Raw genomic sequence first — 20,752 nt, 5'->3', positions numbered from 1 at the left:
TACCGTCTTATGGAGCAAAACCCGCAGTCACAGCTAAAGCTACTTGTCACCCGTGGTAAGGAGCAAGGCTATCTGACCTATGCTGAGGTCAATGACCATCTGCCGGAAGATATCGTCGACTCTGACCAGATCGAAGACATCATCCAGATGATTAACGACATGGGCATTCAGGTACTGGAAGAGGCACCGGACGCCGACGACCTGTTGCTTGCTGAAAACTCAAACAACACAGACGAAGACGCGGAAGAAGCTGCAGCTCAGGTGCTCTCAAGCGTTGAATCTGAGATTGGCCGTACCACCGACCCGGTGCGCATGTACATGCGTGAAATGGGTACCGTTGAACTGCTGACGCGTGAAGGCGAAATCGACATCGCCAAGCGCATCGAAGACGGTATTAATCAGGTACAGTGCTCCGTAGCCGAGTACCCTGAAGCCATTACTTATCTGCTGGAACAGTACGATCGCGTCGAAGCAGGTGAAGCTCGCCTGTCCGATCTGATCACCGGCTTCGTCGATCCCAACGCGGAAGAAGATATTGCCCCAACCGCCACGCACATCGGTTCCGAATTAACGACCGAAGAGCAGAATGACGACGACGAAGACGAAGATGAAGAAGACGATGCTGAAGATGACAACAGCATCGATCCAGAACTGGCACGCCAGAAATTCGCCGATCTGCGCGATCAGTACGAAGCCACCCGTCTGATGATCAAAAAGAACGGCCGCAGCCACGCCAGCGCAGCAGAAGAGATCCTGAAGCTGTCTGAAGTGTTCAAGCAGTTCCGCCTGGTGCCAAAACAGTTCGACTTCCTGGTCAACAGCATGCGTACCATGATGGATCGCGTTCGTACTCAAGAACGTCTCATCATGAAGCTGTGCGTTGAACAGTGCAAAATGCCGAAGAAAAACTTCGTCACTCTGTTTGCCGGTAACGAAACCAGCACCACCTGGTTCGAAGCCGCACTGGCAATGGCTAAGCCATGGTCAGAAAAGCTGAAAGACGTCAGTGATGATGTACAGCGCAGCCTGCAAAAACTGCGTCAGATCGAAGAAGAAACCGGCCTGACCATTGAGCAGGTGAAAGACATCAACCGTCGTATGTCGATCGGTGAAGCGAAAGCCCGCCGTGCGAAGAAAGAGATGGTTGAAGCCAACCTGCGTCTGGTTATCTCGATCGCCAAAAAATACACCAACCGTGGCTTGCAATTCCTGGATCTGATTCAGGAAGGCAACATCGGCCTGATGAAAGCGGTAGACAAGTTCGAATACCGTCGTGGCTATAAGTTCTCGACTTACGCCACCTGGTGGATCCGTCAGGCGATCACCCGTTCTATCGCCGACCAGGCGCGTACCATCCGTATTCCGGTGCATATGATTGAGACTATCAACAAACTCAACCGTATTTCGCGCCAGATGCTGCAAGAGATGGGCCGTGAGCCAACGCCGGAAGAGCTGGCTGAACGTATGCTGATGCCGGAAGACAAAATCCGCAAAGTGCTGAAGATCGCCAAAGAGCCGATCTCCATGGAAACGCCGATCGGTGATGATGAAGATTCACATCTGGGCGATTTTATCGAGGATACCACCCTCGAGCTGCCGTTGGATTCTGCCACCTCTGAAAGCCTGCGTTCTGCAACGCACGACGTTCTGGCTGGCCTGACCGCACGTGAAGCGAAGGTGCTGCGTATGCGTTTTGGTATCGATATGAACACTGACCACACGCTGGAAGAAGTGGGCAAACAGTTCGACGTTACCCGTGAGCGTATTCGTCAGATCGAAGCCAAAGCGTTGCGTAAACTGCGCCACCCAAGCCGTTCAGAAGTGCTGCGCAGCTTCTTGGATGACTAATGTTCGCTGATACGATCTGAAACCCCGGCCTCTGCTGTAATGCCGGTCAGTTAAGCGCAAAGCTGCATAATTATGCAGCAGGTGCTAAACCTCTCCCTGTGGGAGAGGGCCGGGGTGAGGGGCTTTAGTTCAGCGATCTTCCCCTAACCCTCTCCCCAAGGGAGAGGGAACTGGTTAGCCTTAACTGACAAGCATTAGGCCTCTGCTGGGGTTTTTTATTGCCCTTATTTCAGCGCCAGAAACAGTTCACGATAGCTCTCCACCAACTGCTCCAGCGTGGCCCGGTTCAACCCGCTCGGGTTAGGCAGCACCCACACCTCGGTTTTATCGATCATCATCTCCTGACGCCCCCAGGGCACCTGGCGGATACCAAACGCACTGCCGAATGCCTGTTTGCCGAGGATCGCCAGCGCCTGCGGCTGGCATTGCAGGATTTTTTCTTTTAATGCATCACCACCCGCACGCAACTCATCACGAGCCAGTTCGCTGGCAGCCACCGTCGGGCGTGCCACCAGGGCAGTAATACCGCAACCGTTCTCTTGCAATTGCTGCCACTGTTCAGGTGCTAGTTGGTGCTTAGTGAAACCAGCCTGGTGAATCACCTTCCAGAAGCGGTTACTGCCATTGGCGAAGGGATAGCCCCGATGGGCAGAAGAAAGACCAGGATTGATGCCGCAGAACACGGCCTGTAGGTTGGGTGCCAAGAGTTCCATGAGTATCGGGAGTCCGTTAAAGGGATTTACAGCGGTTATCGCAAAATCTACCTGCAATTACAACAGGCTAGAACTGAGCATAAAAGCAACATATGATTTGAAGGCAGTAGACCTGCGTCCCATGATTACCGTATAATCACGCCGCTTGGCCCCTTAGCTCAGTGGTTAGAGCAGGCGACTCATAATCGCTTGGTCGCTGGTTCAAACCCAGCAGGGGCCACCAAATTTTATCTTTAAAATCATATGATTAAGCCACCTCCTAGCAGGTGGCTTTTTTATTCATAAGCATCAGTGGCAGCAAAATGGCAGCAGATTTATCGCCAAACCCCGCAATCAAGGTAGTTTTGCCTTGTGGAAAAATGGCATATTCGTTACCAGCGCCCACAAAAAAACTAGGCTGTGTCCCTCAATTACATATTCGTCGTAAAAACAGCCGGATACAGCCCAGTTGAACCATCGACAGGTAGTTCCTCGCTGTTTTTTCATAACGCGTTGCTATGCGGCGGTTTTCTTTCAGTAAACCAAAGCTTCTTTCTACAACATTGCGCTTACGATAAGTCTCTTTATCAAATCGGGTTCGTCCATCTGTACTGGCCTTTTCATTCGATTTATGCGGAATAACGACCTTGATACCACTCCGCTTTAACTCACTACGTAATGCCTTGTTTGAATAGGCTTTATCAGCGAGAACGGCCTTGCCTCGGCGCTTCATAAAACCATTTTTTCTCAGAACGCCGATGCCATCTAACAGCCGTAGCGCAAACTGACTTTCATGAGCTTGACCCGCACTCAGCGCGATATTTAAGGGAAACCCGTTTCCGTCTGTTGCCAGATGGATTTTGGTGCCATAACCGCCTCGTGAGCGACCCAAGCCATGATCACGGGTGATATCGGGATGTTTTTTTGGGCACCGGCAGCACAACGCATTGCACGAATATTGCTACCATCCAGAGAGATAGCAGACCAGTCGAGCAACTTATGTTCATCAAGAATGGAAAGTAACTTATTGAATATAGAGTTAATGATGCCTTTTTTGCCCACCGGTTGAAACGGTTGTAGACGGTTTTCCATGACCCATAGCGTTCGGGTAAATCACGCCAGGGAGCCCCAGAGCACAGAACCCAAAACATGCCATTGATGACTTTACGGTGTTCAATATAGGGATGCCCAGGGCGCTGAGAGCGTTCTGGAGGTAATAATGGCAGGATAAGTGCCCATGCAGCATCAGGAAAACCGTAGCGAGCCATAGCGATAACTGTCTGAAAATTAGGTGATCAGCATACCATTTTTAATTGAGGGACACAGCCTAGTGTTATTACTACCTATACAGCGACGCGATTTTTACCCAAATGCAGCCAACACAGCTAAAATTCGAGATATGAAGAGCGCTCCAGTGTAAAAAACCATTAATACTCATTTTTCAGTGTTTTATTTTTATCGAATTTTAATTTCAATCTTAAAGCCCCTCTGCTCTTCACTGAATTTTTATTTCCATAGATGACTAATATCAACACTAAATTAGATTTATATTCTTATTTTAATAAATTATTTAGTGTTTTATTCTGATTTATTATTTACCGCGACTGTCGGATTACTTTAGAACCCACTTCTATAGAATGTGCAGCAAATCAGTAGTGCTCATGAATCTGTTTATTCGAGGTTGTAGATTTCATTGCTCGCAAATGGAATGTAGTTTTATTTCATGCTTCGCTCTGATATGGGTGACTAGGTCTTCTCGAGAATTACCGCCCTACTTTGTTAATAATAGAAAATTTGATTTCCCGCCTATCAAATAGGTGAGAAATAAAAAACGCCCTTCTGGGCTTTAATATAAAAGCATCGTTACGGAACAATGAGCTTCATGGGGAAGTTCGGCCGGGAATGCTTTCTCTATACGAAAAAGGTAATAACGTGATGTTGAATCAAATGCAAAAAACTGTTTGTGCCCTGGCCGTACTGGCAACCACTTCTCTGCCTGCCCTGGCAGAGAGCATCGATGTCAAGGTGATTGGCACCATCAGCCCAACCGCCTGCACCCCAACGCTGTCCGGTGGCGCAACCATCGACTACGGCACCATCAGAAGTGTCAACCTGAATACCGATACCGTTACCGTATTGCCGACAAAAGAGCTGGACTTTGCTATCACCTGTGATGCCCCAGCCAAGATTGCCGTACATGCTATCAACGGTCGCCCAAATACCATGGCGGATGTGACTGAAAACGCCGTCGGCGGCACTTTCGCCCCTGCCACACTTTTTGGTGCAACGGGCATTCCTGCTGTTGGTCTGGGATTAGATGGCGAAGCCAAGATTGGGGGTTACGCTCTGCGCCTGCCTGGCAATGCAGCGATGGCGGACGGTGCTGTCGTTGACAGCATTATCTCAACCAATGCTGGCGTAGGCTGGAGCAAATCTGGCGGCAGTGTGTATCAGAATGGTGCCGATAATCTGCTGTCCTGGGCTACCGTTGGCCAACTGTCGCCAATCGCCTTTACCACCCTGGTCAGTAAGTTGGAAGTTCAGGCGTATATCGCCAAGGCTTCTGAACTGGATCTCACCAAGCCTATCGCTTTAGATGGTTTAACCACGCTTGAACTGGTTTATCTGTAATAGTTAACACTGGTCGGCCATTATTCCGATTGTTGCCCCGCCCTCTGGCCTGTCTTTCATACACAAATCCCTCGATTTTCATCGAGGGATTTTTTTTTGAATCTTTGTCTGCATTGCCGATCTTAATATCAAATAAACAATTGAGATAAAGTATGGTGTTTTTAACGGATGCAGAGCTATGGGCAAAAGACACTTTTTCACGCGCGGAACTGGGGGATAGTCGGAGAACTAAGCGACTGATTAGTATCACCTCTTCCCTTGCTAATCACATAGGGCAATCACTTGTGCAATCACTGAAAACGCCAGCGGATATTGAAGCGGCTTATCGTTTCACCCGTAACCCGTCTATTGAGGCTAAAGCGATTTCTGCTGCCGGTTTTGCGGCGACGGCAGAGCAAGCTAAATCTTATGATTGTTTGCTTGCATTAGAAGATACAACCTCACTGGACTTTACTCACCGGACAGTCAGAGATGAAATGGGTTACACCACCTCAAGAAAAAGTGCCAAAGGCATGCATGCCCATTCTGTGTTGCTTTTTGCCCCCAGAGAAGAACATGTCGTTGGTCTAATTGAACAAGAGCGTTGGACGAGGGACATCAATCTTTATGGAAAAAAAGCTCAACGAGCTTGCCGGGCTTATGCAGATAAGGAAAGTTATAAGTGGGAAAGCGCCTCCCAAGCGATGGAACAACGATTAGGCTCTGCTGAGATGGAAAAGGTTATCTCAGTCTGTGATCGTGAAGCCGATATTATCGAGTACCTGACGTATAAAACAGGTAACCATCAGCGCTTTATCGTTCGTTCTATGCAAAGCCGTTGTATAGAAGAAAGTTCGGACAAGCTTTATCAATTTAGCAGCGGCTTACAGTCAGCAGAGCAAAGGAAGGTTCAAGTAAAACAAAGAGGGGGGCGTAAAGCACGTGAGGCTATTTGCGATGTGCGCTATGCGAAGGTGACCGTCAAAATACCCGCCAATAAACAGGGTCAATCGGTACCGCTGTATTATGTTGGTTGCCAGGAAAGTGGGGATGACAGAGGGCTGAACTGGCATATTTTAACGTCAGAACCGATAAACAGTCCGGGGGATGCACAACGTGTTCTGGATTATTATGAAAAGCGCTGGCTGATTGAGGAGTTCCATAAGGCCTGGAAAAGTGGAGGGACACAGGTAGAAGCCTTGCGAATGCAAAGTAAGGACAATTTGGAGAAGATGGTCGTCATCTTGGCGTTTATTGCCGTACGGGTTCACCAATTACGCTATCTGGGCCTCAACAGAGAAGAAGCGGAAAAGCAAAGTTGTGAGACGCTCCTCAGTCCGTTGGCGTGGAAGTTACTGTGGTCAAAACAAGAGAAGAAACCCCTGCCAAGAAATGTACCAAGTGTTTACTGGGCTTACATAAATCTGGGAAAGCTAGCGGGCTGGTATGACTCGAAACGCAATGGTCGTGTTGGGTGGGAAAGATTATGGGAAGGATGGTTCATGTTGCAAACCATCCTTGAAGGTTACCTGTTAGCCAAGTCTTTTGACCTGTGAAAAGTGATCAAGAGACAGGCCCTCTGGCGGGGCTTTTGCTTTTAGATGTTGCGGCAAACACCCTGTCTTCAACATCTCATTTAAATCGAGCGATAATCTAATGGTCAACGACAATGCGCTTGGCCGTAGGCCGAACTGCATCTTGATTCAGGTGAAAAACGCGTCGATTTGGCGTTGCCGCCACAGGCAATAGCAGCAGAAAAATTATGTCAGCAAATGGGCTACTAAAGATCAACTTTCCAAAACTTACACCATTGTGAACTCGGCAAGAGATAAGATCCTGACAGTAAAGTGCTCAACAGTATCTTATTTCAAAATAGCCTCTATCTTTTTTGGCTGTAAAACCATCACCACCGCAACCCGTATTGATATTACTGTAGAAGGGAAGCGCGTTTCTCGTGCAGAGTGCCGTGGGTTTAATAACCTGGTTATGCCTATTTATTGTGATAATACCGCGTTATAGACACAGAATAAGCTAATGCTCTGTAATGTGGCTGAGCTAACCAAGTGCAGCCAACATAGGTGAAAATCGAGATATGAAGATCAATTCAGTGTAAAAAACTATTATTATTAATTTTTCAGTGTTTTATTTTTATCAAATTTTGATTTCAATCTTAAAGCAGCCTTGGTTCTTCACTGATCTTTTATCTCGAATGAATCATAAAAAAAACGCATAAATAGATTTATATTCTTATTTCAATTAATTATACAGTTTTTTATTCTGACAAATCACTTACCACGACTGTCAGATTACTTTAGAACCCAATTCTATAGAATGTGCAGCAAATCAGTAGTGCTCATGAACCTGTTTATTCGAGGTTGTAGATTTCATTGCTCGCAAATGGAATGTGGCTTTATTTCATGCCTCGCTCTGATATGAGTGGTTAAGTTTTCTCAAGAGCTATCACCCTACTATTACTAATAATAGAAAACTTGACTTCCTGCCTATTAAATAGTCAGGGAATAAAAATCGCCCTTCTGGGCTTTAATATAAAAGCATCGTTACGGAACAATGAGCTTCATGGGGAAGTTCGGCCGGGAATGCTTTCTCTACACGAAAAGGTAATAACGTGATGTTGAATCAAATGCAAAAAACTGTTTGTGCCCTGGCCGTACTGGCAACCACTTCTCTGCCTGCCCTGGCAGAGAGCATCGATGTCAAGGTGATTGGCACCATCAGCCCAACCGCCTGCACCCCAACGCTGTCTGGCGGCGCAACCATCGACTACGGCACCATCAGAAGTGTCAACCTGAATACCGATACCGTTACCGTATTGCCGGCAAAAGAGCTGGACTTTGCTATCACCTGTGATGCCCCAGCCAAGATTGCCGTACATGCTATCAATGGTCGCCCAAATACCATGGCGGATGTGACTGAAAACGCCGTTGGCGGCACTGTCGCCCCTGCCGCCCTCTTTGGTTCAACGGGCATTCCTGGGGTTGGTCTGGGGTTAGATGGCGAAGCCAAGATTGGGGGTTACGCTCTGCGCCTGCCTGGCAATGCAGCGATGGCGGACGGTGTTGCCGTTGACAGCATTATCTCAACCAATGCTGGCGTAGGCTGGAGCAAATCTGGCGGCAGTGTGTATCAGAATGGTGCCGATAATCTGCTGTCCTGGGCTACCGTTGGCCAACTGTCGCCAATCGCCTTTACCACCCTGGTCAGTAAGTTGGAAGTTCAGGCGTATATCGCCAAGGCTTCTGAACTGGATCTCACCAAGCCTATCGCTTTAGATGGTTTAACCACGCTTGAATTAGTTTATCTGTAATACTTAATCACAGGTCGGCCATTATTCCGATTGTTGCCCCGCCCGCTGGCGGGGCTTTTGGAGGTTGCGGCAAACACCCTGTCTGCAACATCTTATTTAAATCGAGCGGTAATCTATCATGACAAATTCTTCCCCGTTTAAAGCTGCAACCTCTGCCCTGTTGTTATTGTTGTCTGCCCATAGCCATGCCACCGGCATGGTACCTGACAGTTCGGTCGTGATTGTCGAGCAAGAAGATGGTGAGGGTGCCATTAACGTCAAAAACACGGATGCTTTCCCTACGCTGCTAATCACCAGACTGGAAAATATCAAAGACGACACAGAAAACCTATTGACCATCACGCCGCCCGCAGCGCGGGTTGAACCCGGCAAAAGCCAGCGAGTACGTTTTATCCTGACCGACAAAACACCGCTGAAAACCGAACGGCTGAAACGCGTTATCTTTGAAGGCATACCACCGCAGCAAAAGGGCAAAAATGAAGTGCGTATGACCGTGCGTCAGAATCTGCCAGTAATTATCCGCCCGGCCGGGTTGGCAAAAGAGCTTGCGCCCTGGAAGTTGCTGACCTGGAAAAAGAATGGCAACAACCTCACCGTCAGCAATACTTCACCCTATGTAGTCCGCTTGGGGCAGAGGCTCCAGACCCTGCCAGATAATACCACCTGGACGCTACCTAACAGTTACGTGCTGCCAGGCCAAACGCTGACAGTGACGCCAGACGGGAATAAAACGGCGGGCACTGCTACGCAGGTGCGTATTTCTCCGGCAACAACATGGGGTTATACCGTCAACAGCTATGATGCTCAACTAGCCCAATAACAGGAGATGGCAGTGCAAGACATGCATCACCACATTGCCAGGCTAGGATTGGCGCGTTCAACATTGTCTCTGGCTTTGTTGAGCGCGTTATCGATCTCGCTACCCGCCTTCTCCACTGAGCCAACTCATATTGAGTTTGATTCTCAGGCGTTACAGGCGCGAGGCATCGATCCCAAATTGGCTGAAACGTTTCGCCAGGCACCACATTTTATGCCCGGTGAATCAACCGTTAGGTTAACGGTCAACGGCAATTCGCTTGGCAAGGTCAAAGCACGTTTTGATGCCGATGGCAATCTGTGTGCCGACAAGGATTTTCAACAAAAAGCGGGGCTGATTGCTCCGCCTGGATTTAAAGACGATAACGCCTGTTTTGATCTGAAGGCCGCTTGGCCACAAGCCGAACTGCATCTTGACCCAGGTGAAGAACGCGTCGACTTGGTGTTACCGCCACAGGCAATAGCAGCACCAGGCACAGCAAATGCCAACTGGAACCACGGCGGCATGGCTGGCCTGCTCAACTATGATGCACAATACATGGACTCGGCGGGCAGTGCGGCAGGAGTCAATTTCAGCCAGTTGAATACCGAGGCTGGATTTAACGCCAACGACTGGCTTGTTCGTAGCCGCCAGACAGTTACCCGTTTTAATGGTGAAAATCAGATACGCCATCAGGCAGCCTATGCCCAGCGTTCGTTTGTCGGCATCAAGAAGGTGCTGCAAGCTGGCCAGGTCAGTTTATCCAACTCCATGTTTGGTACGGGCCAGGTGTTAGGCTTTCAAATGTTTCCAGAGCTGGCATTGCAGGGCAACCGTGGTGGAGCTGGTCTGGTAGAAGGGATTGCGGATAGCCAATCGGTAGTGGAAGTACGCCAGTCCGGCGTGCTGGTTCACAGCACCACGGTGCCAAGTGGCCCCTTCCGGTTACAGGGCTTTTCGCTGCTTAACGTCCGTTCAGACCTGGAAGTGACCGTTACCGGCAGCAACGGCGAGAAACGCCAGTTCACCGTACCCGCGTCTACATTTTTGCTGAACGGCACAGCGGTTGCACCGGGAGTATCGTTTGGCATGGGGAAACTCGATCAACAAGGCAGTAGCGAAGCCCCGCTGCTCGGCACAATTGCCGACGGCTGGATATTAACACCGCAGACCACACTCAACGCCGGGCTATTGGGTTCCAGCCCGTATCGTGCAGGGGCTGTCGGGTTAGACAGCCAACTGTTTAAGGGCACACTGTTTTCATTACAAGCTACCGGGGCTCAAGATACCCGGCACAGTAAACATGGGGCCTCCGTTGCCAGCTCATTGAGCCACAATTTGACTGAACGTTTCAGTATTAACGCCAATGCGTTACAGCAAACCTCCGGCTACCGTGAACTGAGCGATGCCTTGCGGGCAGACGAACAGGATCTGGGCGGCCGCAGCCGCAACCAGATTGGTGGTGGCGTCAGTTGGGCCGAGGAACATATCGGCAACCTGTCGCTTTCCTGGGCGCGCAGTAACACCTTTGATGGAGATAAGACCGACTACCTGCGCGGGGGCTGGAGTAAGCAATTCGGCCGTATTTATGTCGGAGCCAGCTTGGAACACAGTACTGGAACCCATACCCTGGCGGCGGAAAATCGCGCCTATCTGACGGTGAATATTCCCTTCAGTAATGGTCGCAGCATCAGCAGTTACCTCAACAACAGCAGTCATGGCAGCCGTGCCGGGGTGCGCTATAGCGATCGCTCCAGCCAGGATCGGGGCTGGAGCCTATCCAGTGAGCGCGATTTCAGGCAGCAGAATACCTCCATTACTGCCAGCCTGGATCAGGTGACACCTATCAGCCAGCTCAACGGCAGTGTCAACCGGAATTCTGACAATGATACAACCTGGATGGTTCACGCGGCGGGAGGCGTTGTGGTACACGATAAAGGAGTGACACTCTCACCGTACCGTGTCAGCGACACATTCGGTATCGCTAAGGTAGGTGATGAAGGCGGCGTTCGGCTGGAAACTCCGGCAGGCCCAACCTGGACAGACAGCCGCGGTTATGCGGTTATCCCCTCGCTTAATGGCTATAAGCGCTCTGCTATCCAGCTAGATACCCGTAGCCTGGGGAAAAACGTCGATATTGGCAACGCCTTGCAGGAAACCGATGCGGCGCGCGGTTCAGTAAGCCGCATCAATTTTGATGTGGTGCGCACCCGCCGGGTGATGGTGGATGTAAAAGATGCTCAAGGTAACCTGCTACCGTACGGCGTCAGCATATTTGATGCCAAAGGCAACTTTGTCACCGTGGTGGGTGAAAAGGGCAGCGTATTTATTCCAGATGCCGCTGACCTTGGCCAACTGGAAGTGCAGTCTTCCGGCAAAGCATTCTGCCATTTCAGCCTCTCATTGCCGGAGAAGGCCAAAACAGAGGGGCTGTATGAAACCACTCACGCCATCTGTCGCTAAAGGAAATGTCATTCAGGCGAGCGTGCTTAGTTGGCAAAAGAGCCGGAACGTGGATAACGGAATCGGATACACGGCGATCGGCAGCAATGGCAATAGTTGCATCGGTATGAACCATCGCCGCTCCCCACAGTCAGTACGATAAAAATCACGTCAGCGTCGTTGCATTGGCAGTTCACGCTGACAAACATCAGCTCGAATAAAAGGATGAATGCAGAAAGATTGCACTGCTAGCCAGAGTAATGACAAAAACAGTCAAGTTCGAGACTCACTAAGTCTGCGCGGTGTTGCAGACTTAAAGCCGATAAAGGAAGTAAAAGGCGCGAGTCAGCGTAATTGCGTAGGAATTTGCGGTACTAAGAAACCGGAGATAGGGCCGCAACCTACCTGTCAGAGTCCACACACTGAAAGCGATTGCAAACAGGATGCATCCATACAGACATAATGAAAAGATCCTTTCAAATATTGACCGCTTTGTTGAGCCTGTCGGCAGGCTTTGCGCTTGCCTTTCCTGAAATGCCCTCCAACCTGCCAATGGACAACCGCTGTAACCTGTCGGTCAGCACACCCGTGGTGGATTATGGCAATCAGTCACGTGGGCAGTTAGAGGAGCGCGCAGGCGGCCAGGTGTTAAGCCCAGGCAAACGTGTGCTGACGCTCAACGTGGTTTGCCCCTATAGCCAATCCATGCTGCTGGTGTTGCACGGCGAGCGTACCGCTAGCGGCGATGCGCGTTATGGCGATGGGGGTCAGGTGCTTGTCCGCCTGTTTGAGGCGCAATTGGACGGCCAAAACGTTCAGGTTGCCAAGACTACACCAAACGGTATTTTGGTCGGTTCCCCAGGGGAAAGCCTGCAACTCCAGCCAGGCAACAATTTTGCTGCCGTGCAAAATGGTCAGTTGGCTAAAGGGAAAAGCCTGAACGCCCGCTTGGAAATTGAAGCGGTGCTCCCCCAAAATGCAGCCCGGGTTTCCGCACGCCAAACCAATGAATCCACCCTGACGCTGGAGTTGATAAACTGATGCCCTGAAACCATAAATAAAAGCACATGGCTAAGAGCGTTAGAATCACTGTAGGGGAATCACATTAAAGTGAACCGCGTTGTGAAACTGAAAGGCAGTACCGTTTTGATCAAGAGTGGCACCCGCGGGCGCAAGCAGGAAAAATCGCCAATCTGGTCATTCGGCACAGGGAAGTGAACTGCCTAAAAGACGCCCAATCATTAATCAGGCGTTTAACCGGAAATGAACGCCGAAGATAAGACTGTAAACGAGATTGTGGTGCAACACCCGAAGCTGTTCCTGTGATTGTTTCAGCCCAATATCGCGTAACAACTGCGAAGAACCCTGCGGTCTCACTCGCAGTTCTGTCCTGAGAGAATTTGTATAGTCTGTAACATTTTGGCATCACTTTGCGCTCCAAGCTTTCGCATAGCACTACGCTTATAGTGACTAATCGTTTTCACACTTCGAGAGGCCAGCTTACTGATCTCTTGGGGACCTTTGCCCTTCAAAACGGCGCTAATTACCTTCATTTCTTTATGACTCAAACGAGAAAGGCCAGTGATGGCATTCTTTCCCAGATGTGGCAGTTGTTCTTTGATCTTCTGACTACATATTTTCTCATTCTTCCCTTGCAATATTCGCATCATGGCCCTTTTCATTTCATCCAGGCTATCATCACAAGAAACAAGTGCATCCATCCCCATATTGACCAAAAACTCCAATACTTTCTTATTTTTTGCCTGAGTAACGACAACAATTTTGACATTAGGGTTTAATTTTTTTACTTTTTCCAATGAAAAAAAACCATTAAGTGAATCATTGCATGTGCCAAATAACCCGGTAATCAGTACATCGACATGATTCTCTAAAAAGATATCTTTAAAATCATAGTCCTGAGATGAATAATTGGAAACATGCAATGAGGTAGGAAGCGTATTTAAGAGCATTTCAATGCCCAACATGGTTAATGGACAACCGTCAATAAGCACTATATTTTGGCTAGTGCTTATTGACGGTGTGTTTTTTAATTGGAAGAACGAGCATTCGCCTTCAATAAATGGCTGGTTGATTTTCATAGTATTGTACATGTTGGTAATATCCACAGTAAATATCAGCCTAGGTGCTGATTTTAGTTAAAAGAATGCCGCTGTAATGAGTTATCCACATTACAGATGTGTAGTGACTTTACTTTCAATTAGTTCAAATCTGGCTTAACTCATTTCTACTGACAGTATCCGTGATGTCGGTGAACTATCATCATAGTAAATAGGCATCACCAATCTGCTGTTAACCGAAAAACCTCGACGTTCTACACGAAAAAACAGCTCTTCTCTCAAACCGCTCTCATGTAATTTTAACCTTAGATCTCGTGATACCTGCCACAAGCGATGTGAAGAAGCCTGTAAGTTATTGGCTTCCCATACATTAGACATAAGTTCATCATCCGTAATATGGTCTCTATCTGAATTACTCAGTAAATAAGCCAATAAATTTGCCATTGTTGGTCTAATCTGTACTCGATTAAAATTACTTTTGCTAAAATTAATCAAAACATTGTCTTGTAGATAGAATAAAATATCACCTCCCAACGTATAACCACACAACCGTAGGGTTGATTGACTTCCATGAACCATAAATTGAGCCTCCAAAATATAATTTAGATATTAAGGCATAGAGTGTTTATTACAACCCATTTGCCATATAGGCCAATTCATCAATATAGAATGCTTTTTTACTCATTAAATCCAGGTTGTTTCACTGTTTTCACCCGAAATACTCTGCATTATGATTCATAAAAAATTAACTCTTAACGTAAAGTCAGACCGTCTTCTTTATATTTTCCATAATTTTTTTCCTCTATTTTTTGACAATATATTAGATATATATAATACCCCAAAAGAGGTATCATTCATGAATAATATCGTTACCTCCTCAACAGTGATGTCATTAATTTTCCTCCACCAAGCCATTAATCGCAATACTATACTTTTTTAATTTGATTTTATAGAATATAAAACCAAAAAATAATTAAAATACAGAATTAAAAACCACATTAGATATAAATTGCATTTTCAAGATCATCGTTTATAGTCAAATTAAAGACCACTCAGCTAGCGTGATGCTCTGTAAAGGACATCGAATGGACTACCTATTAGATCACAGCATGCTTTATCATCCCGACGATGGGACCCTCCATCTTTTGGAAACTGGCGCGGAAGATATCATAACGCTGACGCCAGTGTTGAACCGTATTCTGCTATTATTAATTGCCAAACAAGGGCAACTTATCACCAAAGAAGAGTTTTTAATCAAGGTCTGGGACAATTATGGCAGAGCCGGATCATCACATACGTTGAACCAGTACCTGAGTACATTACGAGGGATCTTCTCTAAATACTTGGACAAAAAAGGGATCATTACAGTCCCCAGACAAGGATATATGCTGTCTCTGGATATTATTATCGCTACGATCGACAATCAGCCTGAACCAACTGGCCCGCTGCAAAATGACTCCGCCCCTCAAATTCCCACAGAAACCCCAGAGCCAGTAATGGAATCAGTAATAGAAAGGCCAGAAGCACAGGAAACCCAGTGGGGCAACGTAATAAAATACTCTGTTTTTTACACTCTTCTCCTGTCCATTGCCATCACATTGGCGTTGTGGCTAACGACACATTTTTACTCCATGCCCAAGGTAGACACTTTTCCTTTAGGCATGGTAGGACAATGCCCAGTGTTCTCTTTTTCAGAAAGCAAAGATGAACAGTGGAAAAAGGATGCCATGGAAATGGTTAACCACCATATTAATGCGTATAAACTTACTTGCGCTGACCACGTCAATTTTTATTTTTATAGCAGTGAAAATGGCATCAAAAAAGAAAAAGGCAGTTACACTATGTTAAGCAGGTGTGTGCGGGCTGATGCCGTCAATGATGAATGTGTCACAACCAGAATAAGCTGGTGATTCTATGAAAAACAGCAAACATCTCCATTTCGTCTGCATTTTGATCATCTCTCTACTCGCACTGGGGACATATCTCCTCATGCGCCCCAAATATCGCATCAATGATATGTTATGTAAAACCACCCTCAGTTTCGATATGAATAAAAAATATGATGATTTTAATTACAGGATAGTTTATCGCCTACGCTATACTTCAGATGGCAAAGGATATAATCATATTCGTGGAGTGATTATGAAGAATGGCGAGAAATATATTATTGCCAGAACGTTGGACTTCACTTATCAGCCCAGAGATGCCAACCACGACTATGAAGCCAAAATGGGTAAAATGAGCAAAACCGGGCAGGATAACCTCCCTGACGCCTTGGCATCGCATTATCTTTCCTACACTTTGCCTGGGAGCTATACTTTTTTCAGAATAGACATGATTGATGCCCGTCGGGCATTAGTCTCTATCCCTCAAGGGGCGATCTTTGTCTGTAGTATCTAAGCTATACCTCTTTCACCATTATTAATGTACGCCCTCTTTGGGAAAGGACGCCCATCACTGCATTACATTTTACTCATTCGTAATATTACTCTTTTTGGTGAAGATCATCTTGTCTATGATCTTCACCCAACCTTCATCCACGCTAATCGTATCGCTGTAGCTGCCTGCCACCGGTGTCGTCTACCACCGCTGAAACTCCCCCTTCAGATCAGTACAAGCGAGCGCGAATTATGTGAGACTACGTTTCGCAACCATACGAACCAGGTATCAAAAATGCATGAAGCTAAAGCAAGTTTTTTGCATAGAAGGGGCAATTACTGCCTGCCACATCTAACTGTAATCTGAGCAGTAAAAATCAACAATAACTCAAAATAAAATATCGCTATAGATATTAAAAAAGAATTAAACTCTTAGTATATTCACAGCCAGAACCCTAAGTTTATTCTTAATTTTACAGTTAAAAATCCTAGTTATTTTGAAAAACAATAAAAAAATCCTGACCCATTGTTTTTTTTGGTTCTTTAGCTTTAATAGACTGTTCTTTTAATCGCTAGATCTCATGCCTTGATACAAATACTCTACTGAAGATAGAATTCATCCCGAATTGCATTATATTACTCATTAAATGGGAAAGATGATGCATTTATTATGACGGATGGATTTTTATAAACAGCGCTAAATGTCTGTAGGATCACCTGCACATTTAGTTAAATTTCTTATGGAGCGGTAATCAATGAAACTGAACAAAATCATGATGGCAACTGTGTTGGCAATGGGCGTATCTTCTTCGGTATTCGCAGCTGATCAGGGGCACGGTAAAATTACTTTCACAGGCTCAATCATTGATGCACCTTGTTCAATCAAGCCTCAAAGCGTTGACCAGACTGTAGACTTGGGCCAAGCATCTAATGCTTCCTTGCTGAATGCCGGTAAGTCTCAACCACGTAATTTCACAATCGACCTGGAAAATTGTGTATTCACTGGCCCTGCTGCGACAAATAAAGTCAATGTAACCTTCACCGGGATGGAGTCTGCTGCTGGCAATGGCCTGCTGGGTATTACCGGTACTGCGACCGGGGCAAGCGTAGCCATTACTGATGGTACTGGTCAGGTTATTAAGTTGGGCACTCCTACCAAGGCGCAAGCACTGCAAAACGGCGCTAACACCATGAGCTTCTCTGCCTACCTGCAAGGTGATGGCGCATCTGCAACTATCACTGAAGGTTCTTTCCAGACTGTAGCCGACTTCACCATGGCTTATAACTAATATCTGTCTGTTTTATATTGGTTTGCTTATCTTTTCTGCATGCGGGCCATTCCGCATGCATTTTTTAATTACAAACCAGAAAAGGGAATAGTCATTATGCGAGGTATTAAACCGTATTCAATAGTGTCTTTTTGCATATTCTCCATATTCTCCCCGTCCTCCTACGCATTGAATAGTGTGCTGGGGTGGGGAAAGGTCAATATGCAAGGAGCCATTATTGATGCAACCTGCACTATTTCTGTAAAGAACGAAGATCAAACTATTGATATGGAAGTGAACTCTATTAGAGATGTTGCTCGTGATGGATATGGGCACAGCACGTCATTCGCAATTAAATTGGTCAACTGTGTTTTGGATCGAGCTGATAATAATTCGCCAGGCTGGAAACACTTTCAGGTGACTTTTGATGGTATTGCAGAGGGTAATTCATTTGGTGTATTAGGGGATGTCTCTGGTATTGCGCTACAAATTACCGATAAGGCAGGGGTAATTGCCATGCCAGGAACGCCTTTACCACCACAGGATATTAAGCGTGGCGAGCGGCAATTGGACTACACCGCGAAATTGGTAGCGAACGCTCAATCATTTAAACCTGGAGAATATTCCACCGCGGTTCATTTTAAATTGGATTATTTCTGAGTGTTTAATGCGATTAACACATCCCTATTATAAGAGTGCATAAAGGATAAGGTCAGGATCATGGAGTTGTTGCCTACGTGGAAATTGGCTCGCCATCAGATATTGGGATTATATATTTCCTTGGCGTTGGGTATACCCCCAGCGGTGGTTTATGCCAGTGAAGTTATTGAGTTCAACACCAACATACTGGATGTCAACGATCGAAAAAATATTGATCTGAGCCAATTCTCACGTAGTGGCTACATTATGCCGGGGAGTTACGGCATGGTGGTGCATATCAACAAAGATGATTTGCCGGAACAGACTATCGCGTTTTACTCCTCCCCAGATGATCCGAAGAGCAGCCGCGCCTGTATTACCAGAGCGCTGGCAGAAAAGTTGGGATTGAAAGAGAAAGCCATACAGGATGTAACCTGGTGGCATGAAAGCGAATGCCTGGATGAGAGCAGCCTGCCAGGGATAGAAGTGCGTGGAGATTTGTCTACCTCATCACTTTATTTAAGCATTCCACAGGCTTACCTGGAATATACCTCGGAGAATTGGGATCCACCGGCCCGATGGGATGAAGGCATCCCCGGCCTGCTGCTTGACTATAACATCAACACCCGAACGCAAAAGAGCCAGCAGCAGGGCACTAACGGATACAACCTGAGCGCTAATGGGATAACAGGGGCTAACGTGGGTTCATGGCGCTTGCGTGCTGACTGGCAAGGAAACATTAATCATGAAACCGGTACAGGAACAGGGACTGAACGACAGTTTGACTGGAGCCGCTATTATGCTTATCGCGCCATCCCGGCATTGTTCGCGAAGTTGGCCGTAGGTGAGAATTTCCTGGATTCAAGCCTATTCGACAGCTTCCGTTTTACCGGGGCCAGCCTGGTCTCTGATGACAACATGCTGCCACCGAACCTGCGGGGTTACGCGCCAGAGGTGGTCGGTGTAGCGAAAACCAATGCCAAAGTCACTATTAGCCAGCAGGGGCGGGTGCTTTATGAGTCCCAGGTAGCGGCGGGTCCGTTCCGCATTCAGGACATTAGCGATGCGGTATCGGGAGAGCTAAACGTACGTGTAGAAGAACAGGATGGCAGTGTACAGGAATTCACCATGAATACTGCCAGCATCCCGTACCTTACGCGTCCGGGGTCGATACGCTTCAAGTTGGCTGCGGGTAAACCGTCAGATTGGCAACATCATTCACAGGGCCCGCTGTTTGGTACAGGCGAGTTTTCCTGGGGAGTGAGCAACGGCTGGTCACTGTACGGCGGTGCGCTCGCAGGAGGCGACTATAGTGCCCTGTCTCTGGGGACGGGCCGAGATCTGACTGTACTGGGAGCTCTGTCGTTTGACGTGACTCAGTCACGCGCCCGCCTGCCACAAGAAGGCACACTCAGTGGTGGTTCGTATCGCCTCAGTTATTCGAAGCGATTTGACGATTATGACAGCCAGGTCACCTTTGCAGGTTACCGTTTCTCGGAGCGGGACTTCATGAGCATGAGCAACTATCTGGATGCTCAGTCTAATGGCATGCGTACCGGTCGTCGCGGCAAGGAAATGTACACCATCAGCTTTAATCAGTTCATCCGGGATTGGGGCATAAACGCCTATCTCAACTATGGGCATGAAACCTATTGGGATCAACGAGCCAATAACCGTTATAGCTTGATGATGTCGCGTCCTTTCAATTTAGGTTCGTTGCGTAACTTGAACGTGTCGTTATCTGTCTTCAGCAATGAATTGAACGGCAACAAGGACAATGGCGGATATTTATCCTTGTCACTTCCCTGGGGGAACGGCAGTAGTGTGAGTTATAGCGGCTCGGTAGGCAGTAACGATACCAGCCACAGGATGAGTTACTACAACCGGGTCGATGAACACAGCAATTATCAACTGAGTGCAGGGGGGGGGCGTAACGGGGCCAACGCCAGCGGTTATTACAACTATGAGGGCGAAGCGACACAAATCAACGCCAACACCAGTTATCAGAACAAGAGTTACAGTGCATTCGGCCTGGGTCTGCAAGGGGGAATGACGATGACGGCTAAAGGCGCGGCGCTGCATCGTATGCAGATGCAGGGTGGCACCCGAATGTTGGTAGACACTGGCGGAGTCGCCGATGTGCCAGTTCGTGGTTACGGTAGCACCTCCAGCACCAATGCCTGGGGTAAAGCGGTGATTGGTGACATGAATAACTACTACCGTAACCAGGCCAGTATCGATCTGGGTAAGCTGGGAGGAAGCGCAGAAGCGACTAAATCCGTGGTCCAGGCCACCCTGACTGAAGGTGCCATTGGTTATCGAGAGTTTGATGTGATCGCCGGGAAAAAAGCGATGGCTATCATCAAACTGGCTGACGGTAGTGAACCGCCATTTGGTGCAACAGTAATAAATGCACGCAGGCAGGAAGTCGGGATTGTTAATGACGATGGCAGCGCTTACCTCACCGGTATTAACGCGGGTGAGATCATGACGGTGCAATGGGGGGGAGCTGCACAATGTGAGCTTCGGCTTCCTTCACCTTTGCCCGCGAACATGTTGATGGACACCTTATTGCTGCCTTGTCATTTACCGACGGCAAATACAACAAAGCGTGATTCGCAATCTGCTGTATCAAGCTAATGACTGAGAAAGAAACACGCTAATGATGGCGATGTA

Annotated in this window: 15 protein-coding genes, 1 tRNA gene and 1 pseudogene; 13 read left to right on the top strand and 4 right to left on the bottom strand. The window is 47.5% G+C overall.

The window, feature by feature from the left end:
- The first annotated feature begins 9 nt into the window (after nucleotides 1-9).
- Entirely contained in the window at nucleotides 10-1,848 is a 1,839-nt protein-coding gene (gene rpoD, locus ACX9GT_RS03515) for an RNA polymerase sigma factor RpoD (RefSeq protein ID WP_473189835.1), read from the top strand.
- 224 nt (nucleotides 1,849-2,072) lie between these two features.
- On the opposite strand, the gene mug is transcribed toward rpoD, so the two are convergent.
- On the bottom strand, nucleotides 2,073-2,561 hold the full coding sequence (mug, locus tag ACX9GT_RS03510) for a G/U mismatch-specific DNA glycosylase (protein ID WP_473189834.1): 489 nt from the start codon (nucleotides 2,559-2,561) through the stop codon (nucleotides 2,073-2,075).
- Nucleotides 2,562-2,708: 147 nt separating this feature from the next.
- Between mug and ACX9GT_RS03505 the strand changes: the two genes are divergently transcribed.
- Nucleotides 2,709-2,784 (top strand) — tRNA-Ile (locus tag ACX9GT_RS03505).
- A gap of 183 nt (nucleotides 2,785-2,967) precedes the next feature.
- Here ACX9GT_RS03505 and ACX9GT_RS03500 read toward each other — a convergent pair.
- Nucleotides 2,968-3,808: pseudogene (locus ACX9GT_RS03500) on the bottom strand (IS5 family transposase).
- A gap of 679 nt (nucleotides 3,809-4,487) precedes the next feature.
- Between ACX9GT_RS03500 and ACX9GT_RS03495 the strand changes: the two are divergent.
- From ACX9GT_RS03495 to ACX9GT_RS03470, 6 genes are all read left to right on the top strand, one after another.
- The gene (locus ACX9GT_RS03495; RefSeq protein WP_473189833.1) at nucleotides 4,488-5,171 is read left to right on the top strand and encodes a DUF1120 domain-containing protein; all 684 of its coding nucleotides are present in this window, start codon (nucleotides 4,488-4,490) and stop codon (nucleotides 5,169-5,171) included.
- A gap of 152 nt (nucleotides 5,172-5,323) precedes the next feature.
- Complete coding sequence (locus tag ACX9GT_RS03490) at nucleotides 5,324-6,706, top strand: IS4 family transposase (RefSeq protein ID WP_473189832.1); 1,383 nt, start codon at nucleotides 5,324-5,326, stop codon at nucleotides 6,704-6,706.
- A 1,085-nt stretch (nucleotides 6,707-7,791) separates the two neighbouring features.
- Nucleotides 7,792-8,475: a DUF1120 domain-containing protein gene (locus ACX9GT_RS03485; RefSeq protein WP_473189831.1), complete on the top strand. Its 684-nt coding sequence runs from the start codon at nucleotides 7,792-7,794 to the stop codon at nucleotides 8,473-8,475.
- 118 nt (nucleotides 8,476-8,593) lie between these two features.
- Entirely contained in the window at nucleotides 8,594-9,295 is a 702-nt protein-coding gene (locus ACX9GT_RS03480) for a fimbria/pilus chaperone family protein (RefSeq protein WP_473189830.1), read from the top strand.
- Between the two features lie 21 nt (nucleotides 9,296-9,316).
- Complete coding sequence (locus ACX9GT_RS03475; protein ID WP_473191500.1) at nucleotides 9,317-11,734, top strand: fimbria/pilus outer membrane usher protein; 2,418 nt, start codon at nucleotides 9,317-9,319, stop codon at nucleotides 11,732-11,734.
- A gap of 441 nt (nucleotides 11,735-12,175) precedes the next feature.
- Nucleotides 12,176-12,754, top strand: a complete 579-nt coding sequence (locus ACX9GT_RS03470; RefSeq protein ID WP_473189829.1) for a DUF1120 domain-containing protein — start codon at nucleotides 12,176-12,178, stop codon at nucleotides 12,752-12,754.
- A 332-nt stretch (nucleotides 12,755-13,086) separates the two neighbouring features.
- Here the strand turns inward: ACX9GT_RS03470 and ACX9GT_RS03465 are convergent, their stop codons facing one another.
- Nucleotides 13,087-13,812, bottom strand: a complete 726-nt coding sequence (locus tag ACX9GT_RS03465; protein WP_473189828.1) for a LuxR C-terminal-related transcriptional regulator — start codon at nucleotides 13,810-13,812, stop codon at nucleotides 13,087-13,089.
- A 135-nt stretch (nucleotides 13,813-13,947) separates the two neighbouring features.
- On the bottom strand, nucleotides 13,948-14,370 hold the full coding sequence (locus ACX9GT_RS03460) for a winged helix-turn-helix domain-containing protein (RefSeq protein ID WP_473189827.1): 423 nt from the start codon (nucleotides 14,368-14,370) through the stop codon (nucleotides 13,948-13,950).
- 506 nt (nucleotides 14,371-14,876) lie between these two features.
- Here ACX9GT_RS03460 and ACX9GT_RS03455 point away from each other — a divergent pair.
- The 5 genes from ACX9GT_RS03455 (at nucleotide 14,877) to ACX9GT_RS03435 (ending at nucleotide 20,716) form a co-directional block, all read left to right on the top strand.
- Nucleotides 14,877-15,701: a winged helix-turn-helix domain-containing protein gene (locus ACX9GT_RS03455; protein WP_473189826.1), complete on the top strand. Its 825-nt coding sequence runs from the start codon at nucleotides 14,877-14,879 to the stop codon at nucleotides 15,699-15,701.
- 4 nt (nucleotides 15,702-15,705) lie between these two features.
- Complete coding sequence (locus ACX9GT_RS03450) at nucleotides 15,706-16,191, top strand: hypothetical protein (protein ID WP_473189825.1); 486 nt, start codon at nucleotides 15,706-15,708, stop codon at nucleotides 16,189-16,191.
- A gap of 733 nt (nucleotides 16,192-16,924) precedes the next feature.
- Nucleotides 16,925-17,458, top strand: a complete 534-nt coding sequence (locus tag ACX9GT_RS03445) for a fimbrial protein (protein WP_473189824.1) — start codon at nucleotides 16,925-16,927, stop codon at nucleotides 17,456-17,458.
- Nucleotides 17,459-17,659: 201 nt separating this feature from the next.
- Nucleotides 17,660-18,097 carry a fimbrial protein gene (locus ACX9GT_RS03440; RefSeq protein WP_473189823.1) on the top strand — a complete coding sequence of 146 codons (438 nt, stop codon included), beginning with the start codon at nucleotides 17,660-17,662 and terminating at the stop codon, nucleotides 18,095-18,097.
- 60 nt (nucleotides 18,098-18,157) lie between these two features.
- On the top strand, nucleotides 18,158-20,716 hold the full coding sequence (locus tag ACX9GT_RS03435) for an outer membrane usher protein (RefSeq protein ID WP_473189822.1): 2,559 nt from the start codon (nucleotides 18,158-18,160) through the stop codon (nucleotides 20,714-20,716).
- The last annotated feature ends 36 nt before the right edge of the window (nucleotides 20,717-20,752 follow it).

The organism is Serratia sp. YWN4, assembly GCF_055790845.1.
Note: the sequence above shows the minus strand (reverse complement) of the source record. Positions and strands in the feature narration are given on the sequence as shown.

Coding starts and splice junctions, on each gene's coding strand:
- ACX9GT_RS03490 (WP_473189832.1), top strand. CDS start 5,324: ATGGTGTTTTTAACGGATGCAGAGCTATGGGCAAAAGACACTTTTTCA.
- ACX9GT_RS03455 (WP_473189826.1), top strand. CDS start 14,877: ATGGACTACCTATTAGATCACAGCATGCTTTATCATCCCGACGATGGG.
- mug (WP_473189834.1), bottom strand. CDS start 2,561: ATGGAACTCTTGGCACCCAACCTACAGGCCGTGTTCTGCGGCATCAAT.
- ACX9GT_RS03495 (WP_473189833.1), top strand. CDS start 4,488: ATGCAAAAAACTGTTTGTGCCCTGGCCGTACTGGCAACCACTTCTCTG.
- ACX9GT_RS03435 (WP_473189822.1), top strand. CDS start 18,158: ATGGAGTTGTTGCCTACGTGGAAATTGGCTCGCCATCAGATATTGGGA.
- ACX9GT_RS03480 (WP_473189830.1), top strand. CDS start 8,594: ATGACAAATTCTTCCCCGTTTAAAGCTGCAACCTCTGCCCTGTTGTTA.
- ACX9GT_RS03445 (WP_473189824.1), top strand. CDS start 16,925: ATGAAACTGAACAAAATCATGATGGCAACTGTGTTGGCAATGGGCGTA.
- ACX9GT_RS03440 (WP_473189823.1), top strand. CDS start 17,660: ATGCAAGGAGCCATTATTGATGCAACCTGCACTATTTCTGTAAAGAAC.
- ACX9GT_RS03450 (WP_473189825.1), top strand. CDS start 15,706: ATGAAAAACAGCAAACATCTCCATTTCGTCTGCATTTTGATCATCTCT.
- ACX9GT_RS03485 (WP_473189831.1), top strand. CDS start 7,792: ATGCAAAAAACTGTTTGTGCCCTGGCCGTACTGGCAACCACTTCTCTG.
- ACX9GT_RS03470 (WP_473189829.1), top strand. CDS start 12,176: ATGAAAAGATCCTTTCAAATATTGACCGCTTTGTTGAGCCTGTCGGCA.
- ACX9GT_RS03475 (WP_473191500.1), top strand. CDS start 9,317: ATGCATCACCACATTGCCAGGCTAGGATTGGCGCGTTCAACATTGTCT.
- ACX9GT_RS03465 (WP_473189828.1), bottom strand. CDS start 13,812: ATGAAAATCAACCAGCCATTTATTGAAGGCGAATGCTCGTTCTTCCAA.
- rpoD (WP_473189835.1), top strand. CDS start 10: ATGGAGCAAAACCCGCAGTCACAGCTAAAGCTACTTGTCACCCGTGGT.
- ACX9GT_RS03460 (WP_473189827.1), bottom strand. CDS start 14,370: ATGGTTCATGGAAGTCAATCAACCCTACGGTTGTGTGGTTATACGTTG.